The following is a 23,160-nucleotide window of genomic DNA, read 5'->3' on the forward strand; positions in this document are numbered from 1 at the left end:
TCAGGAAGACCAGAGTATGAAAATAACTAAAAGTCTGTTGCACGTGGGTGTGCTTGGGCTGTCGATCCTGGCGAGCAACGTCATGGCGGCGGTCTCGGCCGATGAAGCGGCCAAGCTCGGCACCAGCCTGACCCCGATGGGCGCCGAAATGGCCGGTAACGCGGCCGGCACCATCCCGAAATGGACGCCGATGCCGACCAACGCCGGCGCCGTGGATGCCAAAGGCTTCCTGGCCAACCCTTATGCCAGTGAACAACCGCAGTTCACCATCACCGCGCAAAACGTCGAGCAATACAAAGACAAGCTGGCGCCGGGGCAGTACGCGATGTTCAAGCGTTACCCGGACTCGTTCAAGATACCGGTCTATCCGACCCATCGTGGCGCCACGGTGCCGGCGGAGGTATTCGCTGCGATCAAGAAAAACGCCACCACCACCAACCTGGTGTCTGGCGGCAACGGCCTGGAAAACTTCGAGACGGCCGTGCCGTTCCCGATTCCGAAAAGCGGCGTGGAGGTCATCTGGAACCACATCACCCGTTATCGCGGCGGCAGCGTCACCCGCCTGGTCACCCAGGCCACACCGCAAACCAACGGTTCCTACAGCCTGGTGTACTTCCGCGACCAGTTCGTGTTCCGCGACAAGATGAAGGACTTCGACCCGAAAAACCCAGGCAACGTGCTGTTCTACTTCAAGCAGCAAGTCACCGCGCCGGCGCGCCTGGCCGGTGGTGTACTGCTGGTGCACGAAACCCTCGACCAGGTGAAGGAGCCGCGTTCGGCGTGGGTCTACAACGCCGGCCAGCGCCGTGTGCGCCGGGCACCGCAAGTGTCCTATGACGGGCCGGGGACTGCCGCCGACGGCCTGCGTACCTCCGACAACCTCGACATGTACAACGGCGCGCCGGACCGCTACGACTGGAAACTGGAAGGCAAGAAGGAAATCTACATCGCCTCCAACAGCTACAAGATCGATGATCCGAAGCTCAAGTACGCCGACATCATCAAGGCCGGCCATATCAACCAGGACCTGGCGCGCTATGAGTTGCGCCGCGTCTGGCATGTGGTCGCGACCTTGAAGGAAGGCCAGCGCCACATCTACGCCAAGCGTGACTTCTTCATCGACGAAGACACCTGGCAAGCGGCGGTGATCGACCACTACGACGGCCGTGGCCAACTGTGGCGCGTCGCCGAAGCCCATGCCGAGAACTACTACGACAAGCAAGTGCCGTGGTACGCCCTGGAAACCCTCTACGACCTGCAGTCCGGCCGCTACCTGGCCCTGGGCATGAAGAACGAAGAGAAACAGGCCTATGACTTCGGCTTCACCGCCACCACCAGCGACTTCACCCCAGCGGCCCTGCGCCAGGATGGCGTGCGCTAACCTGAACCTATGTTGATACCCCTGTGGGAGGGGGCTTGCCCCCGATAGCGGTCTGACAGTCGATAAATACATTGACTGATCCGCCGCCATCGGGGGCAAGCCCCCTCCCACATTTTTGTTTGGGGTGTTTTGTGGGATATTTTTTGTCGCAGTTCTTTTTCAGGCATTTGTTGCAAAGGTCTACAATCCCGCCGCTTTTACCGCTAGTCTGCGGACATCTGCAATGCCGACAACAGCCTTCCACAAGAGCCCGGCGATGACTGATCTGTCCCGAATCCAAGGGCCTGCCAGCGCGGTGATTCCGACCCTGGAAGGCCGTTTCTACAGGCCGCCGCTGCCTGATGGCTACGTGCTGCGTCCACGCCTGTGCGAACGCTTGGGCGCCGGCCTGGAAGGGCGACTGTTGCTGGTCAGCGCGCCGGCGGGGTTTGGCAAGAGTTCCCTGGCGGTGGAGTTTTGCCAGAGCCTGCCCACCCACTGGCAAAACCTGTGGCTGGGCCTGAGCCCACGGGACAGTGACCCTGGCCGTTTTCTCGAGCGCCTGCTCGAAGGCTTGCGCCAGTACTTCCCGCAACTCGGCGCCCAGTCCCTGGGCCTGCTGAAAATGCGTCAGCGTCACCAACCCTTTGCCTTTGAAGAATGGCTCGACGGCCTGCTCGATGAGCTGACGGTGCACCTGTGCGTCCAGGCGCCGCTGTTGCTGGTGCTGGATGACTACCACCTGGCCCAGGGGCCGGTGCTGGACCGTTGCCTGCAGTTTTTCCTCAATCATTTGCCCGACGGCCTGGTGGTGCTGGTCACCAGCCGCCAGCGCCCGGATTGGCACCTGGCGCGCCTGCGCCTGTCGCGGCACCTGTTGGAATTGCATGAGCAAGACCTGCGCCTGACCCATGACGAATCCCTGGCCGTGCTGGACCGGCACAGCAGTTCGTTACGTGGCGAGGCCCTGGAAAACCTGATTCGCCGCAGCGAGGGCTGGGTCGCCGGCCTGCGCTTCTGGCTGCTGGCCGCTTCCGAAGCCGGCAATGACGGCGCCCTGCCGCAGGGCCTGAACGGTGGCGAAGGGCTGATTCGCGATTACTTGCTGGAAGAGGTCATCGACTGCCTGCCTGCGGAGGTGCAAGCGTTCCTCTACGACACCGCACCCCAGGAGCGCTTTTGCAGCGAGCTGTGCGACGCGGTCCGCGAGGCCCATGACAGCCCGGAAATCCTGCGCTACCTGCAGGCCCATCAGGTGTTCCTGGTGCCGCTGGATGAACACGGTCACTGGTACCGTTATCACCATTTGTTTTCCGACCTGTTGCGCGCCCGCCGCGAAAAGAGCGCCACGTTACCGTTGGCCAGTCTGCACCTGCGCGCCTGTCGCTGGTTCAACGCCCAGGGCCTGATCGATGAGGCGGTGGAGCAGGCGCTGCGGGCCGGGCACCTGGATGTGGCGGCGAACCTGGTGCAGAACCTCTCCGAAGAACAGCTGCTGGCCGAGCAGAATGTCGGCATGCTGCTGCGCTGGAAGATGGACTTGCCCGACAGCCTGTTGATCAGCACCCCGCGCTTGATCGTGCTGTACAGCTGGGCGCTGGGGCTGGCGTGCCAGTTGGATGCGGCGCAGGAGCTGTCCGGCTACCTCAGTCGCTTCCTGCCGGCGCCGTCGGCCACCGCGCAAAAATCCATGCTGGCCCAATGGCTGGCACTGAGCGGGATCATCGCCCGTGGGCGAGGGGACCGCGAATTGACCCAGCGCTATTGCAACGAGGCGCTGGAGAGCCTGCCGCACAAGCGTTACGGTCAGCGTTTGATGTGCCTGTCGACCCTCTCCAACCTGGCGATCGTCGATGCCGATCTGTGGCGCGCTCGTGGCCTGAACCGCGAATCCCTGGAACTGGCGCAGCGCGTCGGCAACCCGCTGTTTGAAGCCTTGGCCCATTACGACCGGGCGCGGGTGCTGCAGGCGCGGGGCGAGATCCTGCGCGCCCTGGACGAAGTGCGCCAGGGCCTGCTGCGCCTGCAGGGGCTGGCACCCCAGCGGCTGTACGCCGTACGCGCACGGTTGTCGTTGTATGAAGGCTACCTGCTGCTGCTGCGTTACCAGCCCGAAGCCGGGCTTGCGCGTTTGCGTGCCGGCCTGACCGAAGCCCGTGCCTGCCGGGATATCAGTGTGCTGATCGGACATTGCGTGATCGCCAGCTTCGAAGGGCGGCGAGGCGATTTCTCTGCTGCCTTTGCCGAGTTGGCCGAGGCTGAGCGCTTGATGCATATCTGGGACGTGCCGCCGATCTACTACCTGGCGATGATCACCCTGATCAAATGCGAGTTGTGGCTGGCCCAGGACCGTACCGACCTGGCCGATGCCTGGCTGACGCGGTTGGGTCAGACCTACACGGGCGAGCAGGCGGCCGCCGCACCGGAGTTTCATCCGCACTTGCCACAACATGTGGAGCTGCAACAGGCCGCGCTGGACGCTATTCGCCATCAGCCCGATAGGGCATTGCAACGGCTTGAGGACCTGGCGCAACAGGCGCTCGGCAGTGGCCGCCAGATGATCGCCCTGATGGCGCTGACCCAACAGGCCCAGGTGCTGCTGGCGTGTGGCCAGGAAGCCAAGGCCAGGCCGGTATTGGCCCGCGCACTTGAAGCCGGCGCGGGCGGCGCGTTGCAACCGTTCCAGCGGTTGCTGGAGGACTATCCGGATTGGCTGCGCGAGCAGTTGGGCAAGCCGCCCCATCAGCCGTTGCACCAGGCATTGCTGGCGCTGCTACCGGCAAGCGCCGTGGTCGCGGTCGCGCCTCACCATGAAACCCTGAGTACGCGGGAGCTGGCGGTCCTGCAGTTGATCGCCCAAGGCTGTTCAAACCAGGAGATCAGCAATCAGTTGTTCATTTCCCTGCACACAGTAAAAACCCACGCCAGCCATATCAACAGCAAGCTGGGCGTGGAGCGCCGCACCCAGGCGGTGGCGCGGGCCAAGTCGATGGGCTTGCTGGGCTGATTGCGCCACCGTTCATTGCGCGCTCGGGCACTGCTTCAGGGACGAGCCTGCGGCGCGGTTGATCAGCGCGGCGAAGCGCTTGAGGTTGTTCTGGTGCGCCACCACCACGTCATCGATGCTCGGGCCTGCCGGTGACTGCAAGGTCGAGCGGCAGGTCAGCGCAGGGCGATCACCGCCGCCAGCCGGCCTGAGACGCCAACGCACATCGAGCAGCGCGTATTGCCCAGGCACCGAATCGAAGCGCTGCACTTCCACGCGCAATGACACGGCTTGCCGGGCATCGCCGCCGGCCAACTGGTCGACCAGCGCGCTCCTCAGCTCATCGGCGAGGGTGGCGGCCCACCACTGGGTTTCCAGGATCGCCAGGCCGCTGTCGCCCTGGCGGATCACGATCTGTGCGCGGTCGACTTGGGGCGGCACGCTGATGCTTTCAATGCGGACTGAATCGGCATCCGCCCGTGTGGCGTTATTCAGGTGCGCCGGGGTCAAGGTATGGAATGCAATCGGCTCGCTGCGGCATGCCGCGAGCAACAGCAGGGCGGTCACCAGGGTGATTTTCAACGGCACTGTCATGGCGGCTCCAATGGTCATTTGCGGGGTGGCCCTTGCAGGTCCAGGGGCGCGGCATTATCGGCGCGACCGCGAATCAGCGACTCCGGGTGCCGGCCAAGGTAATCCGAAAGCTCGCGCAAGGAGCGCGACATGCGCGCCAGTTCATCCAGGGTCTGGGTCAGTTGTTCGCGCTGCGGCGAGTCTTCGGCCAGGGTGGAACTGGCCGACTGCAGGGTCTTGCTCACGTCGCCCAGGGTCGTCTGCACACCGGGCAAGGTCTTGGCATTGAATTGCGCCAGGCCCTTGCGCAGCTCGACCAGGCTGGCATCGAGATTGCCGGCGATACGCTCGACCGGCAGTTGGCTGATCTTGTTGACGATGCCTTCGAATTTCTCTTGCAGTTGTTCCAGGTTGCCGGGAAGGGTCGGGATGCCCACGGGGCGCTGGTTCGGGTCAAACGCGACTTTCTCGGCCTTGGGGTAGAAGTCCAGGGCGATGTACAGCTGGCCGGTCAGCAGGTTGCCGCTGCGCGCCTGGGCGCGCAGGCCGTTTTCGATGAAGCTGCCGATCAGGCGCACGCCGGCCGCTTCATCGTCAGGGTTATTGTTCATCGCCTTGAGCAGCTTGGTGTGCGCCTGGCCGAGCAGTTGCGGATAGATCACGATGCCGACGTTGACCGGGAAGCTGCGCTTTTTGGCATCGAAATCCAGGTTGATCGAGACCACTTTGCCAAACTCGACGCCGAGGAATTCTACCGGTGCATCGACCTTCAGCCCGCGCAGGGCCTGATCGAAGCGCAGCACCATGTACTGCCCCTTGCCATTGGGCGGGGCGAGGGCGCTTTGCTGGTCTTCGAACAGTTCAAAGTTGCGGTTTTCCTCGGCGGGCTTGTCGTTGGGGTTGTAGGGCGGTGCCTGGAAGGAGACGCCGCCCATCAACATGGACGACAACGATTCGGTCTTCAGCGCGAAGCCATTGGCGCCGACGCTGAGGTCGACACCGCTGGCGTTCCAGAAGCGCGTGTTCTCGGTGACGTACGCGTCATTGGGCGCATGCACGAATACCTCGATATTCACGCCCTTGCCCTCGCTGTCCAATTCATAGGCAACGACCTGGCCGACCGGGATCTTGCGGTAATAGACCGGCGAGCCGATATCCAGCGACCCCAGGCCCTGGGTATGCAGGGTGAAGCGTTTGCCTGGCTCGCCATAGGTGATGGGCGGCGGGTTTTCCAGGCCTTTGAACTGTTTGGCACGGGTGTCGGACTGGCCAATATCGGCACCGATGTAGTCGCCGGAGAGCAAGGTGTCGATGCCGGACACACCGCCGGCGCCGATGCGCGGGCGCACCACCCAGAACTTCGAGTCTTCGCGGGTGAAGCTCTCCGCCTGCTTGGCCAGCTCGACGGTGGCGTTGACGCTTTTCTGGTCATCGCTCAAGGCAACGCCGGTGACCTGGCCGATGACCACGTTGCGGTACTTGACCTCGGTCTTGTTGGCGACCAGCCCGCTGCCGGTCTTGAAGTTGAGGGTGATGGTCGGGCCCTGTTGCAGCACGCTATGGACCACCAGGGAGATACCCACCAGCACGGCGACAATCGGCACGATCCAAACCAGCGAAACGCTGAAGCGACGCGTCTTGATTACGGGTGTTCCCGCAGGGGTGTCAGCATCAGCCTTGGATGAGCTCATCCGAGGTCTCCTCATTGTGTGGATTTTCCCAGATCAGCCGGGGATCGAAACTCATGGCCGCGAGCATCGTGAACACGACCACCAGCCCAAAAAACAGAATGCCCAGGCGCGGCTCGATGTCGCCCAGGGCCTGGAACTTCACCAGCGCGGCCACCAGTGCCACCACGATCACATCCAGCATCGACCAATAGCCGATCAGCTCGATAAACCGGAACAGCTTCGAGCGCTCCTTGCGCGCCCACTGGCTATTGCGCTGCACCGTGATCAGCAGCAGCCCCAGGGATACGAACTTGATGCCCGGCACGGCAATGCTGGCGATGAAAATGATCAGCGCAATGTCCCAGGCGCCATGTTGCCAGAATTCCAGCACGCCGCTCATGATGGTGCTGTCCGCCCCGGAGCCGAGCATGGTGGTGTTCATCACCGGCAATATGTTCGCCGGCACATAGAATGCCAGTGCCGTGAGCAGGTAGGCCCAGGTGCGGGTCAGGGACTGAACCTTGCGCCGGTGCAACGGGGCGCCGCAGCGCTCACACTCGGTGGGTTCGCTGCGCATGTCGCACGGCTGGCCGCAGGTGTGGCACAGGCACAGGTTGAGTTCGCGGGCGGTGGGCGGTGAATTCATAGGGTGTCCCACAGGTCACGCACATCGCGCCCGGCGATGCGGATCAGCAAAAGACTGAGGGCGGCCAGCGCGAACAGGCCGATGCCGGGTATCACATCGAGCATGCCGGCCAGCTTGAAGACCGCCACCATCGCGCCCAACAGGCACACCTCCAGCATGCTCCAGGGCCTGAGGGCTTCCAGCCAGCGCATGCACAGCTTGAAGGCCGGCGAGCGCCTGCCGGAGAGGGCAAAACTCAATACCCAGATCAGCAGCAGCAGCTGAAACACTGGCGCGATGATCATGGAAATCGCCGCCACCAACGCGATGAACGTGATCGGGCCCAGGCTCAGCGCAATTACCGAATCCCAGAGTGTCGCGCTGTTCTTCAGGCCCTGCAGGCTGATGCTCATCACCGGATAGAAATTGGCGAACGCCCACAACACCGCGGCGGTGAGCGTCAACGCGAGGCGCTGTTGCACCGACAGGCCGTTATAGCGCTGCAGCACTCCCTCGCAGCGCAGGCACAGGGCTTTCTGATGTTTGGCGAGCGTGACTTTCTGGTACACGCAGTCGCAGTGTTCGCAGATGATCTGTTGATTCGCCATAGGGCCGCTCCAAAAGCGACTGGCTAGGGTGCTGGCCGTTGCCGGAGAGCCAATCGCGTTTGCGTAGCTTAGCAGCCGATGCCACCGTTTTACCTATTACTCGGCATCCTCTCCTTTCTGTAAGGCATTGACGGTTACGCTGTTGCGCCAAGCATTGTGCGTCGCCATATCAGACGCGCCAACGTGATCGACCAGTTGCACAAGGCGACAACCAGGATGATAGAGAGCAACGTCGACATGCCATGGTTGACGATTATTTTACCGGCCAATAATGGAAAGCCGAACACGCCGACAAAGTAGGAAAGACTGAATAAAACCAATGATTGCGCGGTCTGGCCCGCGGGGGCTTCATTGGCTGCCAGCCCGTTTATTACAGAGTAAGTCAGCCCGTAACCTACCCCGAGCACAATGGCGGCCAGCAAATACGCCGCCGAAGAGTGTACGAAGAAGGTGAACATCAATACCGAAATCACCATCAGCGCACTTAACAGGCTCGACATCAGGTAGGGATCGCGCTTGACGATATACCCCGCGACCAGCAGGCGACAGGAGATCGCCGCGCTCATGAAACCCAGGAAAAACAGGGAATAATCGAGATGGTTAAGCGCGGCATAGGAGGTTTGGAAGCTCGAAAGCCCGCCGAAGATTGCGCCGCCGAGGCCGACCATGATGATGGCAAATACCGCCTTGGAACCAAGCACCGCCTGTGCTGCCCGGGCGCTGATCCTGCACACTGTCACCGGCCCAAGACGTGCTTGCTGCTGCTTGATGTTAGGGGCGAGCAGGAAAAACAATGCCCCTCCAGCCAGGCTGGCAATGGCGGCGACGATAAATGCGGACTTCACCGAATGGCCCAGCGCCTCGGCGGCTCGCCCGACCAGCGGCCCCGTGCCGATGCCACTCATCATGCTGCCCGACAGCAACGCAAAATACTTCACGCGCCGGGCGGGCTCTATGATCATCGCCACAATGATCGGCCCAAGGGTGTAGAAAACGCCCCATCCAAACCCCAGGATCAAGCCGCTGGCCAGCAGTGCCACGCCGAAAGCTGGCACGGTCGCGAAGCCCAGGCAAGCCGCTGCCAGCAGCACAGCACCCGCTGCGATGGCTCTGGGAGCACCGATCAGATCGGTCAAGTGGCCTGAAAATATGACTGCCAGGAACGTGCTGAGCATCGCAACCGAGATAATCGTACCGGCGTCGGACTCACTGCCGCCGCTGTCCCGCAGCTTCATGGCCAATAAGAACGTAGTGCCGTAGGACAGGGATAGTAGATAGCTGCCCAGGCAAAACAGGCCGAATAGCCCGTTGCCAGTTGCGTGGCTCGCGGACGATGGTGAAGACATGGGTTCTTTCCTTGTGGAATCGACAGTCTGATAGCCAGAGGGATATTAATCAGCGGCGCGTTCTAGTGCGGCGGTCACCCGATCGATATCTTCGTTTCGGATCGTCGACATTTGCGTACGTCTTTTTGAAGCTCGATATCTATAGCAGACCATTAACGACAAACGTCATAGATTCAAAGTTTATGGACTGAACATTAACCCTTCTTAAACATACGGCGGGCTCGATCAGTTCTGGTGTTTATGTGCCAAGCGATTGCCGGCTGGCAGTAGCGTCTAACAAGCGTTGCAACAAAACCCCAGCTAGTGTTCAGCCGGTGTCTGCTACGGTCTACGTAGCGCCCAGAGTGGCTGGCTTTTTTATCCTGCAAGGGCCGCGCTCACGGAATTTTTACCGCTTGCCATGTTCCAAACCCCGCACAGGTCCGTTGCCCATGTCCTCTGCATCACAGAATGCAAAAGTAGGAGCTTCCTTCATGTTCACTCCGCGTCGTCTGCTTGTTGTCGCCACCGCCGTAGCCCTGTTGTCCGGCTGCGCTTCACCCAACCCTTATGACGGCAGCCAGGGACAGGCCGGCAATGGTTCCGAAAGCGGCATGAGCAAGACCGCCAAGTACGGCGGCCTCGGCGCGCTGGCCGGGGCATTGGCCGGTGCGGCCATCGACCATAACAACCGTGGCAAGGGCGCGCTGATCGGCGCAGTCGTTGCGGGGGCCGGCGCCGCCGGCTATGGCTACTACGCCGACCAGCAAGAGAAAAAACTGCGCGAAAGCATGGCCAATACCGGAGTTGAAGTGCAGCGCCAGGGTGACCAGATCAAGCTGATCATGCCCGGCAATATCACCTTCGCCACCAACTCCGACGCCATCTCCAGCAGCTTCTACCAGCCGCTGAACAACCTGGCCAATTCCCTCAAGCAGTTCAACCAGAACACCATCCAGATCGTTGGCTACACCGACAGCACCGGCAGCCGTCAGTTGAATATGGACCTTTCCCAGCGCCGTGCACAGAGCGTGGCCAACTACCTGACCTCTCAGGGCGTCAGTGCCGCCAACCTGAGCGCACGCGGCGCCGGCCCGGATAATCCGATCGCCAGTAACGCTGACGTCAACGGCCGTGCCCAAAACCGTCGCGTAGAAGTGAACCTTGGCCCGATCCCAGGCCAGCAATACGGCCAGCCGGGCGCCCAGCAACAGGCGCCACAACAGAACAACCAGTTCCAGGGCAACCCGTACTCGCAATACCAGTAAACAACCGCCACAAAAAAGGGCGCCGTGCATTGACTGCACGGCGCCCTTTTTTTTGACTTGCGGTTACATCAGTCGATGTATTCGAACACCTTGACGATTTTCTGCACACCGGACACACCCTGTACCAGGTTGGCCGCGCGAGTGGCTTCAGCCTGGGTCAACAGGCCCATCATGTAGACGATACCGTTGTCGGTGACGATCTTGATGCGCGAGCCCGGAACGGCGCTGTCGGTGAGCATCTGCGCCTTGATCTTGGTGGTCAGCAAGGCATCGTTGCTGATGGCCAGCAGCGTGATCGGGTCCATGACCTGCAGTTCGTTGTGCACCTTCTTGACCCGTTGCACCGCCGAGGCGGCCTGTTCAGCCTGGGCCTTGAGTTCGGCGCGCGGGGTTTGCCCGGCCAGCAGCACGACGCCGTTGAAGCTGGTGACCACGATGCGTGATGCGCCGTTGCCCAGGTCCGTGGCCGCTTTGGCGACGTTGACCTTGACCTTGGTTTCGATCAGCGAGTCATCGATGGTGCTGCCGAAAGTGCGCGTGCCCCGGTCGTCCTGGATGGGGGTGTCCCGTGTAGCGGTGATTGCCGTGCTGCAGCCGCTGATGGCGAGGCACAGCGTGATGGCCAAAAGGCTGAGGCGATTAACGGTCATTCTTCACTCCCGAACAGTTGGCTGTCGATCAGATCGCACAGGCAGTGGATCGCCAGCAGGTGGACTTCTTGAATGCGTGCAGTGACATTGGCCGGAACGCGAATCTCCACGTCCTCAGGCAGCAGCAACGAGGCCATGCCGCCGCCATCGCGCCCGGTTAATGCTACGACAATCATTTCGCGATCATGTGCGGCCTGGATCGCTTGAATGATGTTCGCCGAGTTGCCACTGGTGGAAATCGCCAGCAACACATCGCCCGGCTGGCCGAGGGCGCGGATCTGTTTGGAAAAAATTTCGTTGTAGCTGTAATCGTTGGCGATCGAGGTGATGGTCGACGAATCGGTGGTCAGTGCAATCGCCGGCAGGCTCGGGCGCTCGCGCTCAAAGCGGTTGAGCAGCTCGGAGGAGAAATGCTGGGCGTCACCGGCCGAGCCGCCGTTACCGCACGAAAGCATTTTGCCTTCGTTGAGCAAGGCGTTGACCATGACCTGACTGGCTTGCTCGATGTGCGGTGCAAGTACGTCCATCGCCTGTTGCTTGGTGTCGATGCTGGCCTGGAAAAGCTGGCGAATTCGGGATTGCATGTCCATCTGTGTGACCTTAATGAGCGCGGCTGTTTGGCACAGAAATGTGCAGCCCGCAAAGCAAAGAGCAAAAGTGTGGGGTGAAGGTGCCGGGTGAGTCAGCTGTCGAAGGCATCTTTGAGCCAATTCAGGTCAGCTGGGCCCGACGGTGTGCTTTCCATGGCAACCACATCGAAACGGCAGGGGCTATCGGCCCAGCGATGCTCTTTGTGCAGGAAAAACTGCGCGGCGAGTATCAGCTTTTGACGCTTGCGCCCATCGATACTGGCGAGCGCGCCACCCCATTGTGCGTGTTTTCTGTAGCGGACTTCGACGAATACTACTGTATCGCCGTCAAGCATGACCAGATCCAGCTCACCGCGTTTACATAACCAGTTCTGCGCCAGAAGGCGCAGACCCTGTTGTTGCAGATAGTTCAGCGCGTAGCGTTCGGCATCCTTGCCGCTTTGTGCGCTGGACCGCTCGGGCATCAGCGCGGGGTATCCGGCAGGCGCTGGACCTCGCCGCCGACGAACTTCGCCCACGGCATCTGGCGGTCAACGCGCTGGTTGGCGCTGATGCCCAGGTTACCGGAGAGGCCGTCGACACGGGTGTCCGGCAACGCCTTGAGCTGGCCCAGGCGTGGCGCCAGGCGATAGGCATCGACGCCCATCGCATACAGGCGACCCAGGCTGCCATTGGCCTGCGGCCATTGTGCGGCGACCTGGTTGCGCAACGGGTCGGTGGTGTTGAGCAACCAAGGGGTTTCGCAGAACATCACGTTGGTCATGTCCAGGTACTGGTTGCGGTCGCCACTGGCGCTGAAGACGTGGGACGTCGCGTAGACGGGCACATCACCGGCGTACTGGAAGTTCAGGGTCGGCTTGATCTGCTGGGCCAGTTGCGGGGTGACGGCCAGGAAGATGAACTCGATGTCCTGGCGACGCGAAGGCTGGGCGGCAACGTCAGTGCCGACGGTGTCTTGCAGGCTCTTGGCGCGGCCTTCGCTTTTGCGCAGTTGGAAGAGGTCGGCGATCTGCTGGGCCAGGGCCACAGGCTGGTCGACATATTCGACGCCCATGACGGTGCCACCGTTGGCTTCCCAATCCTGGCGGAAGGCCTTGTAGACACGCTCGCCCCATTCGCCACGGGGCACCATGGCGGCGGCGCGATGCAGGCCGTCGGCACGGGCGCGGCGCGACACTTCACGGGCTTCGTCTTCAGCGGCCAGGCCGAACTGGAACAACTGCGCCGGGGCTTGATCGCCTTCGCTGTAGTTCAGCGCCAGGGTGGTGATCGGCAATTGCGGGCGTGCACTGAGCTGTTTGACCAGCGGTTTTTCCAGCGGGCCAACCACCAGCTGCACGCCGGCGGCCTGGGCCTTGGCGTAGAAGTCGTCGATGGAGGTCAGGCGCGAGCTGTCGTAGAACTCAATCACCGGCGGCTTCTGCCCGGCCTGTTCGGCCTGGTAGTGAGCGGCCATGAAGCCTTCACGCAATGCCTTGCCGACCGACGCCAGGGCGCCTTCCTGCGGCAGCAGCAGGGCGATCTTGGTCAGGGGCTGGCTGGCCAGCTCCTTGAGTTTGGTCAAGGGCGTTGGCAATTGCACGGCCGCCGGATGGCCCGGGTTGCGTGCGCGCCAGGTATCGATGGCGGTTTGTTGCTGCTCCAGCGTGCCGGCGCCCTTGACCGCCTGGGCCAGGGTGATCCAGCCGTCCAGCGTCGGGTTGCCAGTGGCTTGCAACTGTTCGGCGGGCAGAGCGGCAATCAACACCCAGATCGCTTCGTGGTTGCTGTTGGCGGCGTCACCGGTGAGCAGCGGCGCCATGGCGACACGCTCCCGCGCTGCCGCCAGGGTCTGGCCGTCGGCTTCATAGGCGCGGGCATGCACGGTGCCGGTGCGCACTTGTTGATCGACCGGCAGCTCCTTCAGGCTTTGCAGGCTGGGGTGGTTCAGCGCCGTCAATGCAGCCTTGGGCTGGTTGCGGGTCATCGCCAGCTCGGCGGCCAGGGTGCTGGCAAACACTTGCGCGGCTGGCCTCAGGACATCCAGGGGCACCTGCGCAAGAATCTGCGAGGAACGGCCAGGGTTGTTCTGCTGGTAGGCCAGGTCAGCCGCACTCAGGCGCAGCAATGCGGCCTTTTCTGGCGTCTTGGCAGCCGTGGCCTGTTCGAGCAGTTGCTCGATACTGGCGTCGGGCGTGCGTGGTAGGTCGCCAAGGCTGGACGAGGGCGAGCTGGCGCAAGCGGCCAGCAAGGCAGCGAGGCAGAGGGCGGAGAGCAGCCGCAGGCAAGCGATCATGTAAGTGTTCCTGATACCGATCAAATTAGCGTGGAAGTGTACCCAAGCACTGGCCCAGGCGCGATGTTCGTGGCGTGAAACCGTGGATTTAGGTCGTGCAATTGTTGCGTTTTACTAACAATGGCTGAAACGACATCCGCCGTGACGGCATATTTTCAGCGCGTTGACGCGCTACAATGTGGCTTTTGCCAACCATCGAGGTGTGCGTTTTGACTGCTCCAGGTCCTTTGAATTCCACTGCAGGCTCGCTTTTTGTCGTGGCGACGCCCATTGGCAACCTGGACGACATCAGTGCCCGGGCATTGAAAGTGTTGCGCGAGGTTAAATTGATCGCGGCGGAAGACACGCGACACTCCCAACGGTTGATGCAGCATTTTGGAATCCCCACGCCACTGGCGGCCTGCCATGAACACAACGAGCGCGAGGAGGGCAGCCGTTTTATCACCCGTTTGCTGGCAGGTGATGATGTTGCGCTGATCTCCGATGCGGGCACGCCGCTGATTTCCGACCCGGGCTACCATCTGGTGCGCCAGGCGCGCGCCGCTGGTATCAATGTAGTGCCTGTTCCAGGTGCGTGCGCGCTGATTGCAGCATTATCTGCAGCCGGCTTGCCGTCGGACCGCTTTATCTTCGAAGGCTTCCTGCCCGCCAAGACGGTAGGGCGTCGCGCGCGCTTGCAGGCGCTGAAGGAAGAGCCGCGCACCTTGATTTTCTACGAAGCCCCGCACCGCATCCTGGAGTGCCTGCAGGACATGGAGCTGGTGTTCGGCGGCGCGCGCCTGGCGCTGCTGGCTCGCGAATTGACCAAGACCTTCGAAACCCTCAAGGGCCTGCCGCTGGAAGAGCTGCGCGGGTTTGTCGAAGGCGACAGCAATCAGCAGCGCGGAGAATGCGTGGTGCTGGTGGCCGGCTGGACGGCTCCAGAGGATGAAGATGCAGTCGGTAGCGAAGCCATGCGCATCCTCGATTTGCTGCTCAAGGAGATGCCGCTCAAGCGGGCTGCCGCCCTCGCCGCAGAAATTACCGGGGTGCGCAAGAATGTGTTGTATCAGGCGGCGCTGGATAAACAGAAAGCCGAATAGTTCCGGGGCCGGGCCGGTGTTTCGTCTGAAGGTGATGGCAATGCTGCACTTTTAATACTTGTCCTGAGGCCGTCGTGCCGTTAACCTGCGCGGCGGAGAGTCGATTGGACAGTCGCTGCCTTCTATGAAAATTAGGGGGGGAGGAAAGTCCGGGCTCCATAGGGCGAAGTGCCAGGTAATGCCTGGGAGGCGTGAGCCTACGGAAAGTGCCACAGAAAATAACCGCCTAAGCACTTCGGTGCCGGTAAGGGTGAAAAGGTGCGGTAAGAGCGCACCGCACGACTGGCAACAGTTCGTGGCTAGGTAAACCCCACTTGGAGCAAGACCAAATAGGGTCCCAAGGCGTGGCCCGCGCTGGGACCGGGTAGGTTGCTAAAGATGTCCAGTGATGGCCATCGTAGACGAATGACTGTTCAAGACAGAACCCGGCTTACAGATCGACTCTCCACCTTTTTTCCTTCTGCCTGAACCTCGGGCAGAAAACCCGGTAGTAACGCAAGAATCCCTCCCTGCCAAATCATTGGCAGATGCGTCTTCGTAATACCAAAAAAATCTTACTCTTAATAAATTACTTTAACTCTGAGCCATAGCGCTTTGAGTTATTTGTGCTTGTTGAGTCAAAAACCACGCTGAACTCGGGTTTCTCCTCCCGTTACGCTCGTAAATCTCCGTTCTGTAAGGCTTTTCCTTGTATCCGCGCCTTGACGGTGTGGTGGGCGCATTCCTATAGTGTGCGCAAGTGGCGGAAAGTGGCACAAAGTGGGTTTTTTGAACGTAAAACGCTAAAATTTGGAGAAACGCACCTGTGTTTCGCGGAGCTAATGCTATCAGTCTCGATGCAAAAGGCCGTCTCGCCATGCCGAGCCGGTATCGTGACGAGCTCATTTCGCGAAGTTCGGGGCAGTTAATCATCACGATTGACGCGGTTGACCCTTGTTTGTGTGTGTACCCACTCGATGAGTGGGAGTTGATCGAAACCAAGTTGCGCGCTCTGCCTTCATTGCGTGAAGAAAACCGCCGCCTGCAGCGTTTGCTGATCGGTAATGCCGTCGACCTTGAACTCGATGGCAGCGGTCGTTTCCTGGTGCCGCCGCGTTTGCGCGAATACGCCAGGCTCGACAAGCGCGCAATGCTGGTAGGCCAACTGAACAAGTTCCAATTGTGGGACGAAGATGCCTGGGATGCTGTTTCTGCAGCTGACCTGGCTGCTATTCAACAACCGGGCGCCATGCCTGATGAACTGCGTGATTTGATCCTGTGACTATTGATAGCGGCTTTAACCACATCACCGTACTGCTTGACGAAGCCGTTGAGGCTCTCGCCGTACGCGCGGATGGCTGCTATTTGGATGGCACCTTCGGCAGGGGCGGGCACAGTCGGTTGATACTCAGCCAGCTCGGGCCCAACGGTAAACTCCTCGGGTTCGACAAAGACCCTCAAGCGATTGCCACCGGGCAAGCGCTAGCGGCCGAAGACGGCCGCTTTGTCGTTGTGCAGCGCAGCTTTGCCGAGCTGGGCGCCGAAGTCGCCGAGCGCGGTATGGCGGGCAAGGTGGCCGGGATTCTGCTCGACCTGGGCGTGTCTTCGCCGCAGCTCGATGACCCGGAGCGCGGCTTCAGCTTCATGAACGATGGCCCCCTCGACATGCGCATGGACCCTACCCGTGGCGTCAGCGCCGCGCAGTTCATCGCCACCGCGCCGGTGGAAGAAATTGCCCGGGTGTTCAAGGAGTACGGCGAAGAACGCTTCGCCGGTCGCATGGCCCGCGCTGTGGTCGAGCGCCGCGAAATCCAGCCGTTCGAACGCACCGCTGACCTGGCCGAAGTGCTGAAGGTCGCCAACCCCGCATGGGAGAAGGGCAAAAACCCGGCGACCCGTGCGTTCCAGGGCCTGCGCATTCACGTCAACAACGAATTGGGCGATCTGGAGGCTGGCCTCGAGGCCGCCCTGGACGCGTTAGAAGTGGGCGGTCGCCTGGTGGTGATCAGTTTCCATTCCCTGGAAGACCGTATCGTCAAACTGTTCATGCGGCGTCTGGTCAAGGGCGAGTCCGACAACCTGCCGCGCAATCTGCCGGTGCGTTTCGAAGCCTTTGTGCCGAAAATCAAAGTCCATGGCAAAGCGCAGTTCGCCTCCGAAGCCGAACTCAAGGCCAACCCACGTTCGCGCAGCGCCGTCATGCGCGTCGCGGAGAAGTTGCGGTGAGCAAGCTTTTCGCCAAACCCCTGCCGGGCGGCAGCTTCTTTATGTTGCTGCTGTTTATCGGCGTGCTGGTGTCCGCGATTGCGGTGTCCTACAGCGCGCACTGGAATCGTCAATTGCTCAATACCCTCTATGGGGAGTTGAGCGTGCGCGACAAGGCGCAGGCGGAATGGGGCCGGTTGATCCTGGAGCAGAGTACGTGGACGGCCCATAGCCGTATCGAAGTGCTGGCCACCGAACAACTGAAAATGCACATTCCGGGCGCGGCCGACGTACGCATGGTGGCGCCATGATGAAACTTGAAGGCGCACTCTATCCATGGCGCTTCCGCCTGATGCTCGGCTTGCTGGCATTGATGGTGGGTGCGATCGTCTGGCGGATATTCGACCTGCAGGTCGTCGACCGTGACTTCCTGATCGGCCAGGGCGATGCCCGTAGCCTGCGGCATATTCCGATTCCTGCGCACCGCGGCCTGATTACCGACCGCAACGGCGAGCCTCTGGCCGTGAGTACCCCGGTGACCACCTTGTGGGCCAACGCCAAGGAACTGCAGGTGGCCAAGGACAAGTGGCCCGAACTCGCCGCTGCCTTGGGGCAAGACCGCAAAGCGCTGACCGAGCGCCTGGAAGCCCAGGCCAATAAAGAATTTATCTATCTGGTTCGCGGGCTCACCCCGGAGCAGGGCCAGCAAGTGCTCGACCTGAAAATTCCGGGTGTCTATGGCATCGAGGAATTTCGTCGTTTCTACCCGGCCGGTGAAACCACCGCGCACATGGTCGGCTTTACCGATATCGACGACCATGGCCGCGAAGGTGTCGAGCTGGCCTACGACGAATGGCTGGCCGGCGTTCCCGGCAAGCGCCAGGTCATCAAGGACCGGCGCGGCAGACTGATCAAAGATGTTCAGGTCACCAAGAACGCCAAGGCCGGTAAGCCCTTGGCGTTGTCGATCGACTTGCGCCTGCAGTACCTGGCCAACCGCGAACTGCGTAACGCGATCATCGAGAACGGCGCCAAAGCCGGCAGCCTGGTGATCATGGACGTGAAGACCGGCGAAATTCTCGCCATGGTCAACCAGCCGACCTACAACCCGAACAATCGTCGCAACCTGCAACCGGCGATGATGCGCAACCGCGCAATGATCGACGTGTTCGAGCCGGGTTCGACCATGAAAGCCATCTCCATGAGTGCCGCCCTGGAAACCGGACGCTGGAAGCCCAGCGACAAGGTCGAGGTGTATCCAGGCACTTTGCAGTTGGGCAAATACACCATCCGCGACGTGTCGCGCACCGAGGGCCCGGTGCTGGATCTGACAGGCATCCTGATCAACTCCAGTAACGTAGGGATGAGTAAGGTCGCCTTCGATATCGGTGGCGAAACCATCTACCACCTCGCGCAGAAGATCGGCCTGGGCCAGCCCACCGGGCTCGATTTCCCAGGTGAGCGCGTCGGCAACCTGCCGAACTACCGCGACTGGAAAAAGGCCGAGACCGCCACGCTGTCGTACGGCTACGGCCTGTCGGTGACCGCGATCCAACTGGCCCATGCTTTCTCGGTATTGGCGAATAATGGCCGAATGGTTCCGCTGAGCCTGATTCACGTGGACGAAGCGCCGAAAGCCACCCAGGTGATCCCGGAAAAAGTCGCCAAGACCATGCAAGGCATGCTGCAACAAGTGATCGAGGCGCCGCGTGGCGTATTCCGCGCCCAAGTGCCGGCCTATCACGTGGCCGGCAAGTCCGGTACCGCGCGTAAAACCTCGGTGGGCACCAAGGGTTATGCGGAAAACTCCTACCGCTCATTGTTCGCCGGTTTCGGCCCGATGAGCGACCCGCGCTACGCCATCGTCGTAGTGATCGATGAACCGAGCAAGGCCGGTTACTTCGGTGGCCTGGTCTCGGCGCCGGTGTTCAGCAAAGTGATGTCCGGCACCCTGCGCCTGATGAACATCACGCCGGACAATCTTGCGCCAACCCAGCAAGCGAACGCCGCACCCCCGGCCGCTGCTGTAAAAGCCAATGGAGGGCGCGGCTGATGTCTCTTAGCCTGAACAAGATTTTTGCCCATGCCGGCCGCGATCTGCTGATTCGCGAGTTGAGCCTGGACAGCCGCAATGTGCGCGCCGGTGACCTGTTCCTGGCCGTGCCCGGTGGCAAGTTCGATGGCCGTGCGCATATTGCCGACGCCCTGCAACGTGGTGCTGCCGCTGTTGCTTATGAAGTGGAAGGCGCTACTGTGCTGCCGATCACCGATGTGCCGTTGATTCCAGTCAAGGGCTTGGCCGCGCAGTTGTCCGACATTGCCGGGCGCTTCTACGGTGAACCGAGCCGCCACCTGAACCTGGTGGGCGTGACCGGCACCAACGGCAAGACCAGCGTGACTCAACTGGTTGCCCAGGCCCTGGACCTGCTGGGTCAGCACTGCGGCATCGTCGGTACCCTGGGCACCGGCTTCTATGGTGCGCTGCAAAGCGGCCTGCACACCACGCCGAATCCGATTGCCGTGCAGGCGACCCTGGCTGACCTGAAAAAAGCCGGCGCCAAGGCGGTTGCCATGGAAGTGTCGTCCCATGGTCTCGACCAGGGCCGTGTCACGGCCCTGGCGTTTGACGTGGCGGTGATGACCAACCTGTCCCGCGACCACCTCGATTACCACGGCACCATGGACGCGTATGCAGCGGCCAAGGCCAAGCTGTTCGCCTGGAATCACCTGAAGTGCCGGGTAGTGAACCTGGATGATGCCTTCGGTCGCCAACTGGCAGCTCAAGACAGCGAAGCGCGCTTGATCAGCTATAGCCTGGAAGACACTCGTGCGTACCTGTACTGCCGCGAAGCCCAGTTCAGCGACGAGGGCGTGCGCGCCACCCTGGTAACGCCACAAGGCGAGCACCATTTGCGCAGCACGCTGCTCGGGCGTTTCAACCTGAGCAACGTATTGGCAGCCATCGGCGCCTTGCTCGGCCTGGATTACGCCCTCGACGAAATTCTGAAAGTACTGCCCAAACTGGAAGGCCCGGCCGGCCGCATGCAGCGCCTGGGTGGCGGTACGCAACCGTTGGTGGTGGTCGATTATGCCCACACCCCTGATGCACTGGAAAAAGTCCTGCTGGCCCTGCGCCCGCACGCCAAGGGCAAGCTGTTGTGCCTGTTCGGCTGCGGCGGCGACCGTGATCGCGGCAAGCGCCCGTTGATGGCCGAGATTGTCGAGCGCCTGGCCGACGGCGTGCTGGTGACCGACGACAATCCGCGCAGCGAAGACCCCAGCCGGATTTTCGACGATATACGCGAAGGCTTCAAAGACACTGCCAGCGTCACGTTCGTGGCGGGTCGCGGCGCAGCCATTGCCCAATTGATCGCCAGTGCCAGCGCGGATGACGTGGTGGTGCTGGCCGGCAAGGGGCATGAGGATTACCAGGAAATCAATGGCGAGCGCCATGCCTTCTCCGATCTGGTCGAAGCGGGTCACGCCCTGACCGCCTGGGAGGTCGCCCATGCTTAAGCCGATGACCTTCAGCGAACTGGCCCAGGCGTTGTCCGCCCGGGTGCTGTCGAGCGATTGCACGTTCGACGGCGTCAGTATCGACAGTCGCAACATCCAGCCCGGCCAGCTGTTCATCGCACTCACAGGCCCGCGGTTTGACGGTCACGACTACCTGAACGACGTCGCCGCCAAAGGCGCCGTGGGTGCCCTGGTGCAACGTGAAGTGGCGCACGCGACGTTGCCACAGTTGCTGGTCGCCGATACCCGCTTGGCCTTGGGCCAATTGGGCGCGCTGAACCGTGCCGCGTTCGACAAGCCGATTGCCGCGATCACCGGCTCCAGTGGCAAGACCACCGTCAAGGAACTGTTGGCCGGCGTACTGCGCACGCGCGGGCCGGTACTCGCCACCCGGGGCAACCTGAACAATGATTTCGGCGCACCGCTGACCCTGCTCGAACTGGCCCCGGAACACACGGCGGCAGTCATCGAGCTGGGCGCTTCACGCGTCGGTGAGATTGCCTACACCGTGGCGCTGACCAAGCCCCATGTCGCGGTTATCAACAATGCCGGTACCGCCCACGTCGGTGAATTCGGTGGCCCGGAAAAGATCGTCGAAGCCAAGGGTGAAATTCTCGAAGGCCTCGACGCTTCGGGCACCGCTGTACTGAATCTTGACGACAAGGCTTTCGAGACCTGGCGCGTACGCGCGGCCGGTCGCAAGGTGCTGACCTTTGCGGTGCACAACGCCGCAGCCGATTTTCATGCCAGCGACATCACCGTCGATGCGCGTGGTTGCCCGTCCTTCACCTTGCACACGCCGCAAGGCAGTGAACACGTGCAACTGAACCTGCTGGGCAACCATAACGTTGCTAACGCCTTGGCCGCTGCCGCTGCCGCCCATGCCTTGGGTGTGTCGTTGTTCGGCATCGCCACAGGCTTGGGCGCAGTGCAGCCGGTCAAAGGACGCACCGTCGCGCAATTGGCCACCAACGGCATGCGCGTGATCGATGACACTTACAACGCCAACCCGTCGTCCGTGAACGCCGCCGTGGATCTGCTCAGAGGCTTTGATGGCCGCAAGGTGCTGGTACTCGGCGACATCGGCGAATTGGGCGAGTGGGCTGAACAAGGGCACCGCGAAGTCGGCGCCTATGCCGCCGATAAAGTCGACGCGTTCTACGCCGTCGGCCCGAACATGGCGCACGCGGTAAACGCCTTCGGCCCCGGTGCGCGGCACTTTGCGACCCAGGGCGAATTGATCCAGGCGTTGGCTGCGGCTGAACGCGACACACACACAACCATTTTGATCAAGGGATCGCGCAGCGCGGTGATGGAAAACGTCGTCGCAGCCTTGTGTGGCTCAAGTACGGAGAAACATTAATGCTGCTGCTGCTGGCTGAGTATCTGCAACAGTTCCACAAAGGCTTCGCGGTCTTTCAGTACCTGACCCTGCGCGGGATCCTGGGTGTGCTGACCGCGCTGTGTTTGTCGCTGTTTCTGGGGCCGTGGATGATCCGCACCCTGCAGAACCTGCAAATTGGTCAATCGGTTCGCAATGACGGCCCGCAGTCGCATCTGTCCAAGTCCGGCACCCCGACCATGGGCGGCGCGTTGATCCTGTCGTCCATCGGCGTCAGCACCGTGCTCTGGGCTGACCTGCACAACCGCTACGTGTGGGTGGTGCTGCTGGTGACCCTGCTGTTCGGCGCCATCGGCTGGGTGGATGACTACCGTAAAGTGATCGAGAAGAATTCCAAGGGGCTGCCGAGCCGCTGGAAGTACTTCTGGCAGTCGGTATTCGGCCTGGCGGCGGCGATCTTCCTGTACACCACCGCACCAAGCGCTGTGGAAACCACTTTGATCATCCCGATGCTCAAGGACGCCAGCATTCCACTGGGCATCGGCTTCGTGGTGCTGACCTATTTCGTGATCGTCGGCTCGAGCAATGCGGTGAACCTGACTGATGGCCTCGACGGCCTGGCGATCATGCCGACGGTGATGGTCGGCGGCGCGCTCGGCATTTTCTGCTACCTGTCGGGTAACGTGAAGTTCGCCGAGTACCTGCTGATTCCCTACGTACCGGGTGCGGGTGAGCTGATTGTGTTCTGCGGCGCGCTGATCGGCGCCGGCCTGGGCTTCCTGTGGTTCAACACCTACCCGGCCCAAGTCTTCATGGGCGACGTCGGCGCACTGGCGCTGGGCGCGGCGCTGGGCACCATCGCGGTGATCGTGCGCCAGGAAATCGTGCTGTTCATCATGGGCGGTGTGTTCGTGATGGAAACCCTGTCGGTGGTCATCCAGGTGGCTTCCTTCAAATTGACCGGGCGCCGTGTATTCCGAATGGCGCCGATCCACCACCACTTTGAACTCAAGGGCTGGCCCGAGCCACGCGTGATCGTCCGTTTCTGGATCATCACCGTGATTCTGGTACTGGTCGGCCTTGCCACCCTGAAACTGAGGTAGAAA

The 23,160-nt window shown here is 61.5% G+C and carries 20 protein-coding genes and 1 other RNA gene; 12 read left to right on the forward strand and 9 right to left on the reverse strand.

Annotated elements, in window-relative coordinates; all coding sequences use genetic code 11:
- Positions 1 to 16 precede the first annotated feature (16 nt).
- Together C4J93_RS04715 and C4J93_RS04720 are read left to right on the forward strand one after the other, a co-directional pair.
- Entirely contained in the window at positions 17 to 1,381 is a 1,365-nt protein-coding gene (locus C4J93_RS04715) for a DUF1329 domain-containing protein (protein WP_124428707.1), read from the forward strand.
- 256 nt (positions 1,382 to 1,637) lie between these two features.
- Positions 1,638 to 4,367: a LuxR C-terminal-related transcriptional regulator gene (locus C4J93_RS04720; RefSeq protein WP_124428708.1), complete on the forward strand. Its 2,730-nt coding sequence runs from the start codon at positions 1,638 to 1,640 to the stop codon at positions 4,365 to 4,367.
- Positions 4,368 to 4,379: 12 nt separating this feature from the next.
- On the opposite strand, the gene C4J93_RS04725 is transcribed toward C4J93_RS04720, so the two are convergent.
- The 5 genes from C4J93_RS04725 to C4J93_RS04745 form a co-directional block, all read right to left on the reverse strand.
- Positions 4,380 to 4,940, reverse strand: a complete 561-nt coding sequence (locus tag C4J93_RS04725; RefSeq protein WP_124428709.1) for a membrane integrity-associated transporter subunit PqiC — start codon at positions 4,938 to 4,940, stop codon at positions 4,380 to 4,382.
- 14 nt (positions 4,941 to 4,954) lie between these two features.
- Entirely contained in the window at positions 4,955 to 6,610 is a 1,656-nt protein-coding gene (locus C4J93_RS04730) for an intermembrane transport protein PqiB (protein ID WP_124369679.1), read from the reverse strand.
- Positions 6,591 to 7,235, reverse strand: a complete 645-nt coding sequence (locus C4J93_RS04735) for a paraquat-inducible protein A (RefSeq protein ID WP_124365867.1) — start codon at positions 7,233 to 7,235, stop codon at positions 6,591 to 6,593. The genes C4J93_RS04730 and C4J93_RS04735 overlap by 20 nt, the downstream gene beginning before the upstream one ends.
- Complete coding sequence (locus C4J93_RS04740) at positions 7,232 to 7,822, reverse strand: paraquat-inducible protein A (protein WP_124428710.1); 591 nt, start codon at positions 7,820 to 7,822, stop codon at positions 7,232 to 7,234. The genes C4J93_RS04735 and C4J93_RS04740 overlap by 4 nt, the downstream gene beginning before the upstream one ends.
- 134 nt (positions 7,823 to 7,956) lie before the next feature.
- Positions 7,957 to 9,168, reverse strand: a complete 1,212-nt coding sequence (locus C4J93_RS04745; protein WP_124428711.1) for an MFS transporter — start codon at positions 9,166 to 9,168, stop codon at positions 7,957 to 7,959.
- 473 nt (positions 9,169 to 9,641) lie between these two features.
- On the opposite strand from C4J93_RS04745, the gene C4J93_RS04750 reads away from it, so the two are divergent.
- On the forward strand, positions 9,642 to 10,415 hold the full coding sequence (locus tag C4J93_RS04750) for an OmpA family protein (protein ID WP_057724610.1): 774 nt from the start codon (positions 9,642 to 9,644) through the stop codon (positions 10,413 to 10,415).
- 68 nt (positions 10,416 to 10,483) lie between these two features.
- On the opposite strand, the gene C4J93_RS04755 is transcribed toward C4J93_RS04750, so the two are convergent.
- The 4 genes from C4J93_RS04755 to C4J93_RS04770 all read right to left on the reverse strand — a co-directional run bounded on the left by C4J93_RS04755 (position 10,484) and on the right by C4J93_RS04770 (position 13,930).
- Entirely contained in the window at positions 10,484 to 11,065 is a 582-nt protein-coding gene (locus C4J93_RS04755) for a BON domain-containing protein (RefSeq protein WP_124361348.1), read from the reverse strand.
- Positions 11,062 to 11,655, reverse strand: coding sequence for a phosphoheptose isomerase (locus C4J93_RS04760; protein WP_007904374.1), 594 nt, complete (start codon positions 11,653 to 11,655; stop codon positions 11,062 to 11,064). The genes C4J93_RS04755 and C4J93_RS04760 overlap by 4 nt, the downstream gene beginning before the upstream one ends.
- A gap of 92 nt (positions 11,656 to 11,747) precedes the next feature.
- On the reverse strand, positions 11,748 to 12,119 hold the full coding sequence (locus C4J93_RS04765) for a YraN family protein (RefSeq protein ID WP_124428712.1): 372 nt from the start codon (positions 12,117 to 12,119) through the stop codon (positions 11,748 to 11,750).
- Entirely contained in the window at positions 12,119 to 13,930 is a 1,812-nt protein-coding gene (locus tag C4J93_RS04770; RefSeq protein ID WP_124428713.1) for a penicillin-binding protein activator, read from the reverse strand. The genes C4J93_RS04765 and C4J93_RS04770 overlap by 1 nt, the downstream gene beginning before the upstream one ends.
- A 176-nt stretch (positions 13,931 to 14,106) precedes the next feature.
- Here C4J93_RS04770 and rsmI point away from each other — a divergent pair, with 176 nt between their 5' ends.
- From rsmI to mraY, 9 genes are all read left to right on the forward strand, one after another.
- Positions 14,107 to 15,012: a 16S rRNA (cytidine(1402)-2'-O)-methyltransferase gene (gene rsmI / locus C4J93_RS04775; RefSeq protein WP_164485229.1), complete on the forward strand. Its 906-nt coding sequence runs from the start codon at positions 14,107 to 14,109 to the stop codon at positions 15,010 to 15,012.
- Positions 15,013 to 15,108: 96 nt separating this feature from the next.
- An RNA gene (gene rnpB / locus C4J93_RS04780) (RNase P RNA component class A) lies at positions 15,109 to 15,461 on the forward strand.
- Between the two features lie 356 nt (positions 15,462 to 15,817).
- The gene (gene mraZ / locus C4J93_RS04785) at positions 15,818 to 16,273 is read left to right on the forward strand and encodes a division/cell wall cluster transcriptional repressor MraZ (protein ID WP_004371993.1); all 456 of its coding nucleotides are present in this window, start codon (positions 15,818 to 15,820) and stop codon (positions 16,271 to 16,273) included.
- A complete protein-coding gene (gene rsmH, locus C4J93_RS04790; protein ID WP_164485230.1) occupies positions 16,270 to 17,217 on the forward strand; it encodes a 16S rRNA (cytosine(1402)-N(4))-methyltransferase RsmH in 948 nt (315 codons plus the stop codon). Before mraZ ends, rsmH begins: the two co-directional genes overlap by 4 nt.
- Positions 17,214 to 17,507 carry a cell division protein FtsL gene (ftsL, locus tag C4J93_RS04795; RefSeq protein ID WP_124361353.1) on the forward strand — a complete coding sequence of 98 codons (294 nt, stop codon included), beginning with the start codon at positions 17,214 to 17,216 and terminating at the stop codon, positions 17,505 to 17,507. The genes rsmH and ftsL overlap by 4 nt, the downstream gene beginning before the upstream one ends.
- On the forward strand, positions 17,507 to 19,249 hold the full coding sequence (locus tag C4J93_RS04800) for a penicillin-binding protein 2 (protein WP_164485282.1): 1,743 nt from the start codon (positions 17,507 to 17,509) through the stop codon (positions 19,247 to 19,249). The genes ftsL and C4J93_RS04800 overlap by 1 nt, the downstream gene beginning before the upstream one ends.
- The gene (locus C4J93_RS04805) at positions 19,249 to 20,712 is read left to right on the forward strand and encodes a UDP-N-acetylmuramoyl-L-alanyl-D-glutamate--2,6-diaminopimelate ligase (protein WP_124365873.1); all 1,464 of its coding nucleotides are present in this window, start codon (positions 19,249 to 19,251) and stop codon (positions 20,710 to 20,712) included. Before C4J93_RS04800 ends, C4J93_RS04805 begins: the two co-directional genes overlap by 1 nt.
- A complete protein-coding gene (gene murF, locus C4J93_RS04810; RefSeq protein ID WP_124428714.1) occupies positions 20,705 to 22,075 on the forward strand; it encodes a UDP-N-acetylmuramoyl-tripeptide--D-alanyl-D-alanine ligase in 1,371 nt (456 codons plus the stop codon). Before C4J93_RS04805 ends, murF begins: the two co-directional genes overlap by 8 nt.
- Positions 22,075 to 23,157, forward strand: coding sequence for a phospho-N-acetylmuramoyl-pentapeptide-transferase (gene mraY, locus C4J93_RS04815; RefSeq protein WP_124361357.1), 1,083 nt, complete (start codon positions 22,075 to 22,077; stop codon positions 23,155 to 23,157). The genes murF and mraY overlap by 1 nt, the downstream gene beginning before the upstream one ends.
- Positions 23,158 to 23,160: the final 3 nt, after the last annotated feature.

This window comes from Pseudomonas sp. R2-37-08W (genome assembly GCF_003851705.1).
GTDB lineage: Bacteria > Pseudomonadota > Gammaproteobacteria > Pseudomonadales > Pseudomonadaceae > Aquipseudomonas.

Bases quoted from the DNA above. Each gene is read 5' to 3' on its own strand.
- C4J93_RS04715 (WP_124428707.1), top strand. From the start codon at position 17: ATGAAAATAACTAAAAGTCTGTTGCACGTGGGTGTGCTTGGGCTGTCG.
- C4J93_RS04720 (WP_124428708.1), top strand. From the start codon at position 1,638: ATGACTGATCTGTCCCGAATCCAAGGGCCTGCCAGCGCGGTGATTCCG.
- C4J93_RS04725 (WP_124428709.1), bottom strand. From the start codon at position 4,940: ATGACAGTGCCGTTGAAAATCACCCTGGTGACCGCCCTGCTGTTGCTC.
- C4J93_RS04730 (WP_124369679.1), bottom strand. From the start codon at position 6,610: ATGAGCTCATCCAAGGCTGATGCTGACACCCCTGCGGGAACACCCGTA.
- C4J93_RS04735 (WP_124365867.1), bottom strand. From the start codon at position 7,235: ATGAATTCACCGCCCACCGCCCGCGAACTCAACCTGTGCCTGTGCCAC.
- C4J93_RS04740 (WP_124428710.1), bottom strand. From the start codon at position 7,822: ATGGCGAATCAACAGATCATCTGCGAACACTGCGACTGCGTGTACCAG.
- C4J93_RS04745 (WP_124428711.1), bottom strand. From the start codon at position 9,168: ATGTCTTCACCATCGTCCGCGAGCCACGCAACTGGCAACGGGCTATTC.
- C4J93_RS04750 (WP_057724610.1), top strand. From the start codon at position 9,642: ATGTTCACTCCGCGTCGTCTGCTTGTTGTCGCCACCGCCGTAGCCCTG.
- C4J93_RS04755 (WP_124361348.1), bottom strand. From the start codon at position 11,065: ATGACCGTTAATCGCCTCAGCCTTTTGGCCATCACGCTGTGCCTCGCC.
- C4J93_RS04760 (WP_007904374.1), bottom strand. From the start codon at position 11,655: ATGGACATGCAATCCCGAATTCGCCAGCTTTTCCAGGCCAGCATCGAC.
- C4J93_RS04765 (WP_124428712.1), bottom strand. From the start codon at position 12,119: ATGCCCGAGCGGTCCAGCGCACAAAGCGGCAAGGATGCCGAACGCTAC.
- C4J93_RS04770 (WP_124428713.1), bottom strand. From the start codon at position 13,930: ATGATCGCTTGCCTGCGGCTGCTCTCCGCCCTCTGCCTCGCTGCCTTG.
- rsmI (WP_164485229.1), top strand. From the start codon at position 14,107: ATGTGGCTTTTGCCAACCATCGAGGTGTGCGTTTTGACTGCTCCAGGT.
- C4J93_RS04800 (WP_164485282.1), top strand. From the start codon at position 17,507: ATGAAACTTGAAGGCGCACTCTATCCATGGCGCTTCCGCCTGATGCTC.
- C4J93_RS04805 (WP_124365873.1), top strand. From the start codon at position 19,249: ATGTCTCTTAGCCTGAACAAGATTTTTGCCCATGCCGGCCGCGATCTG.
- murF (WP_124428714.1), top strand. From the start codon at position 20,705: ATGCTTAAGCCGATGACCTTCAGCGAACTGGCCCAGGCGTTGTCCGCC.
- mraY (WP_124361357.1), top strand. From the start codon at position 22,075: ATGCTGCTGCTGCTGGCTGAGTATCTGCAACAGTTCCACAAAGGCTTC.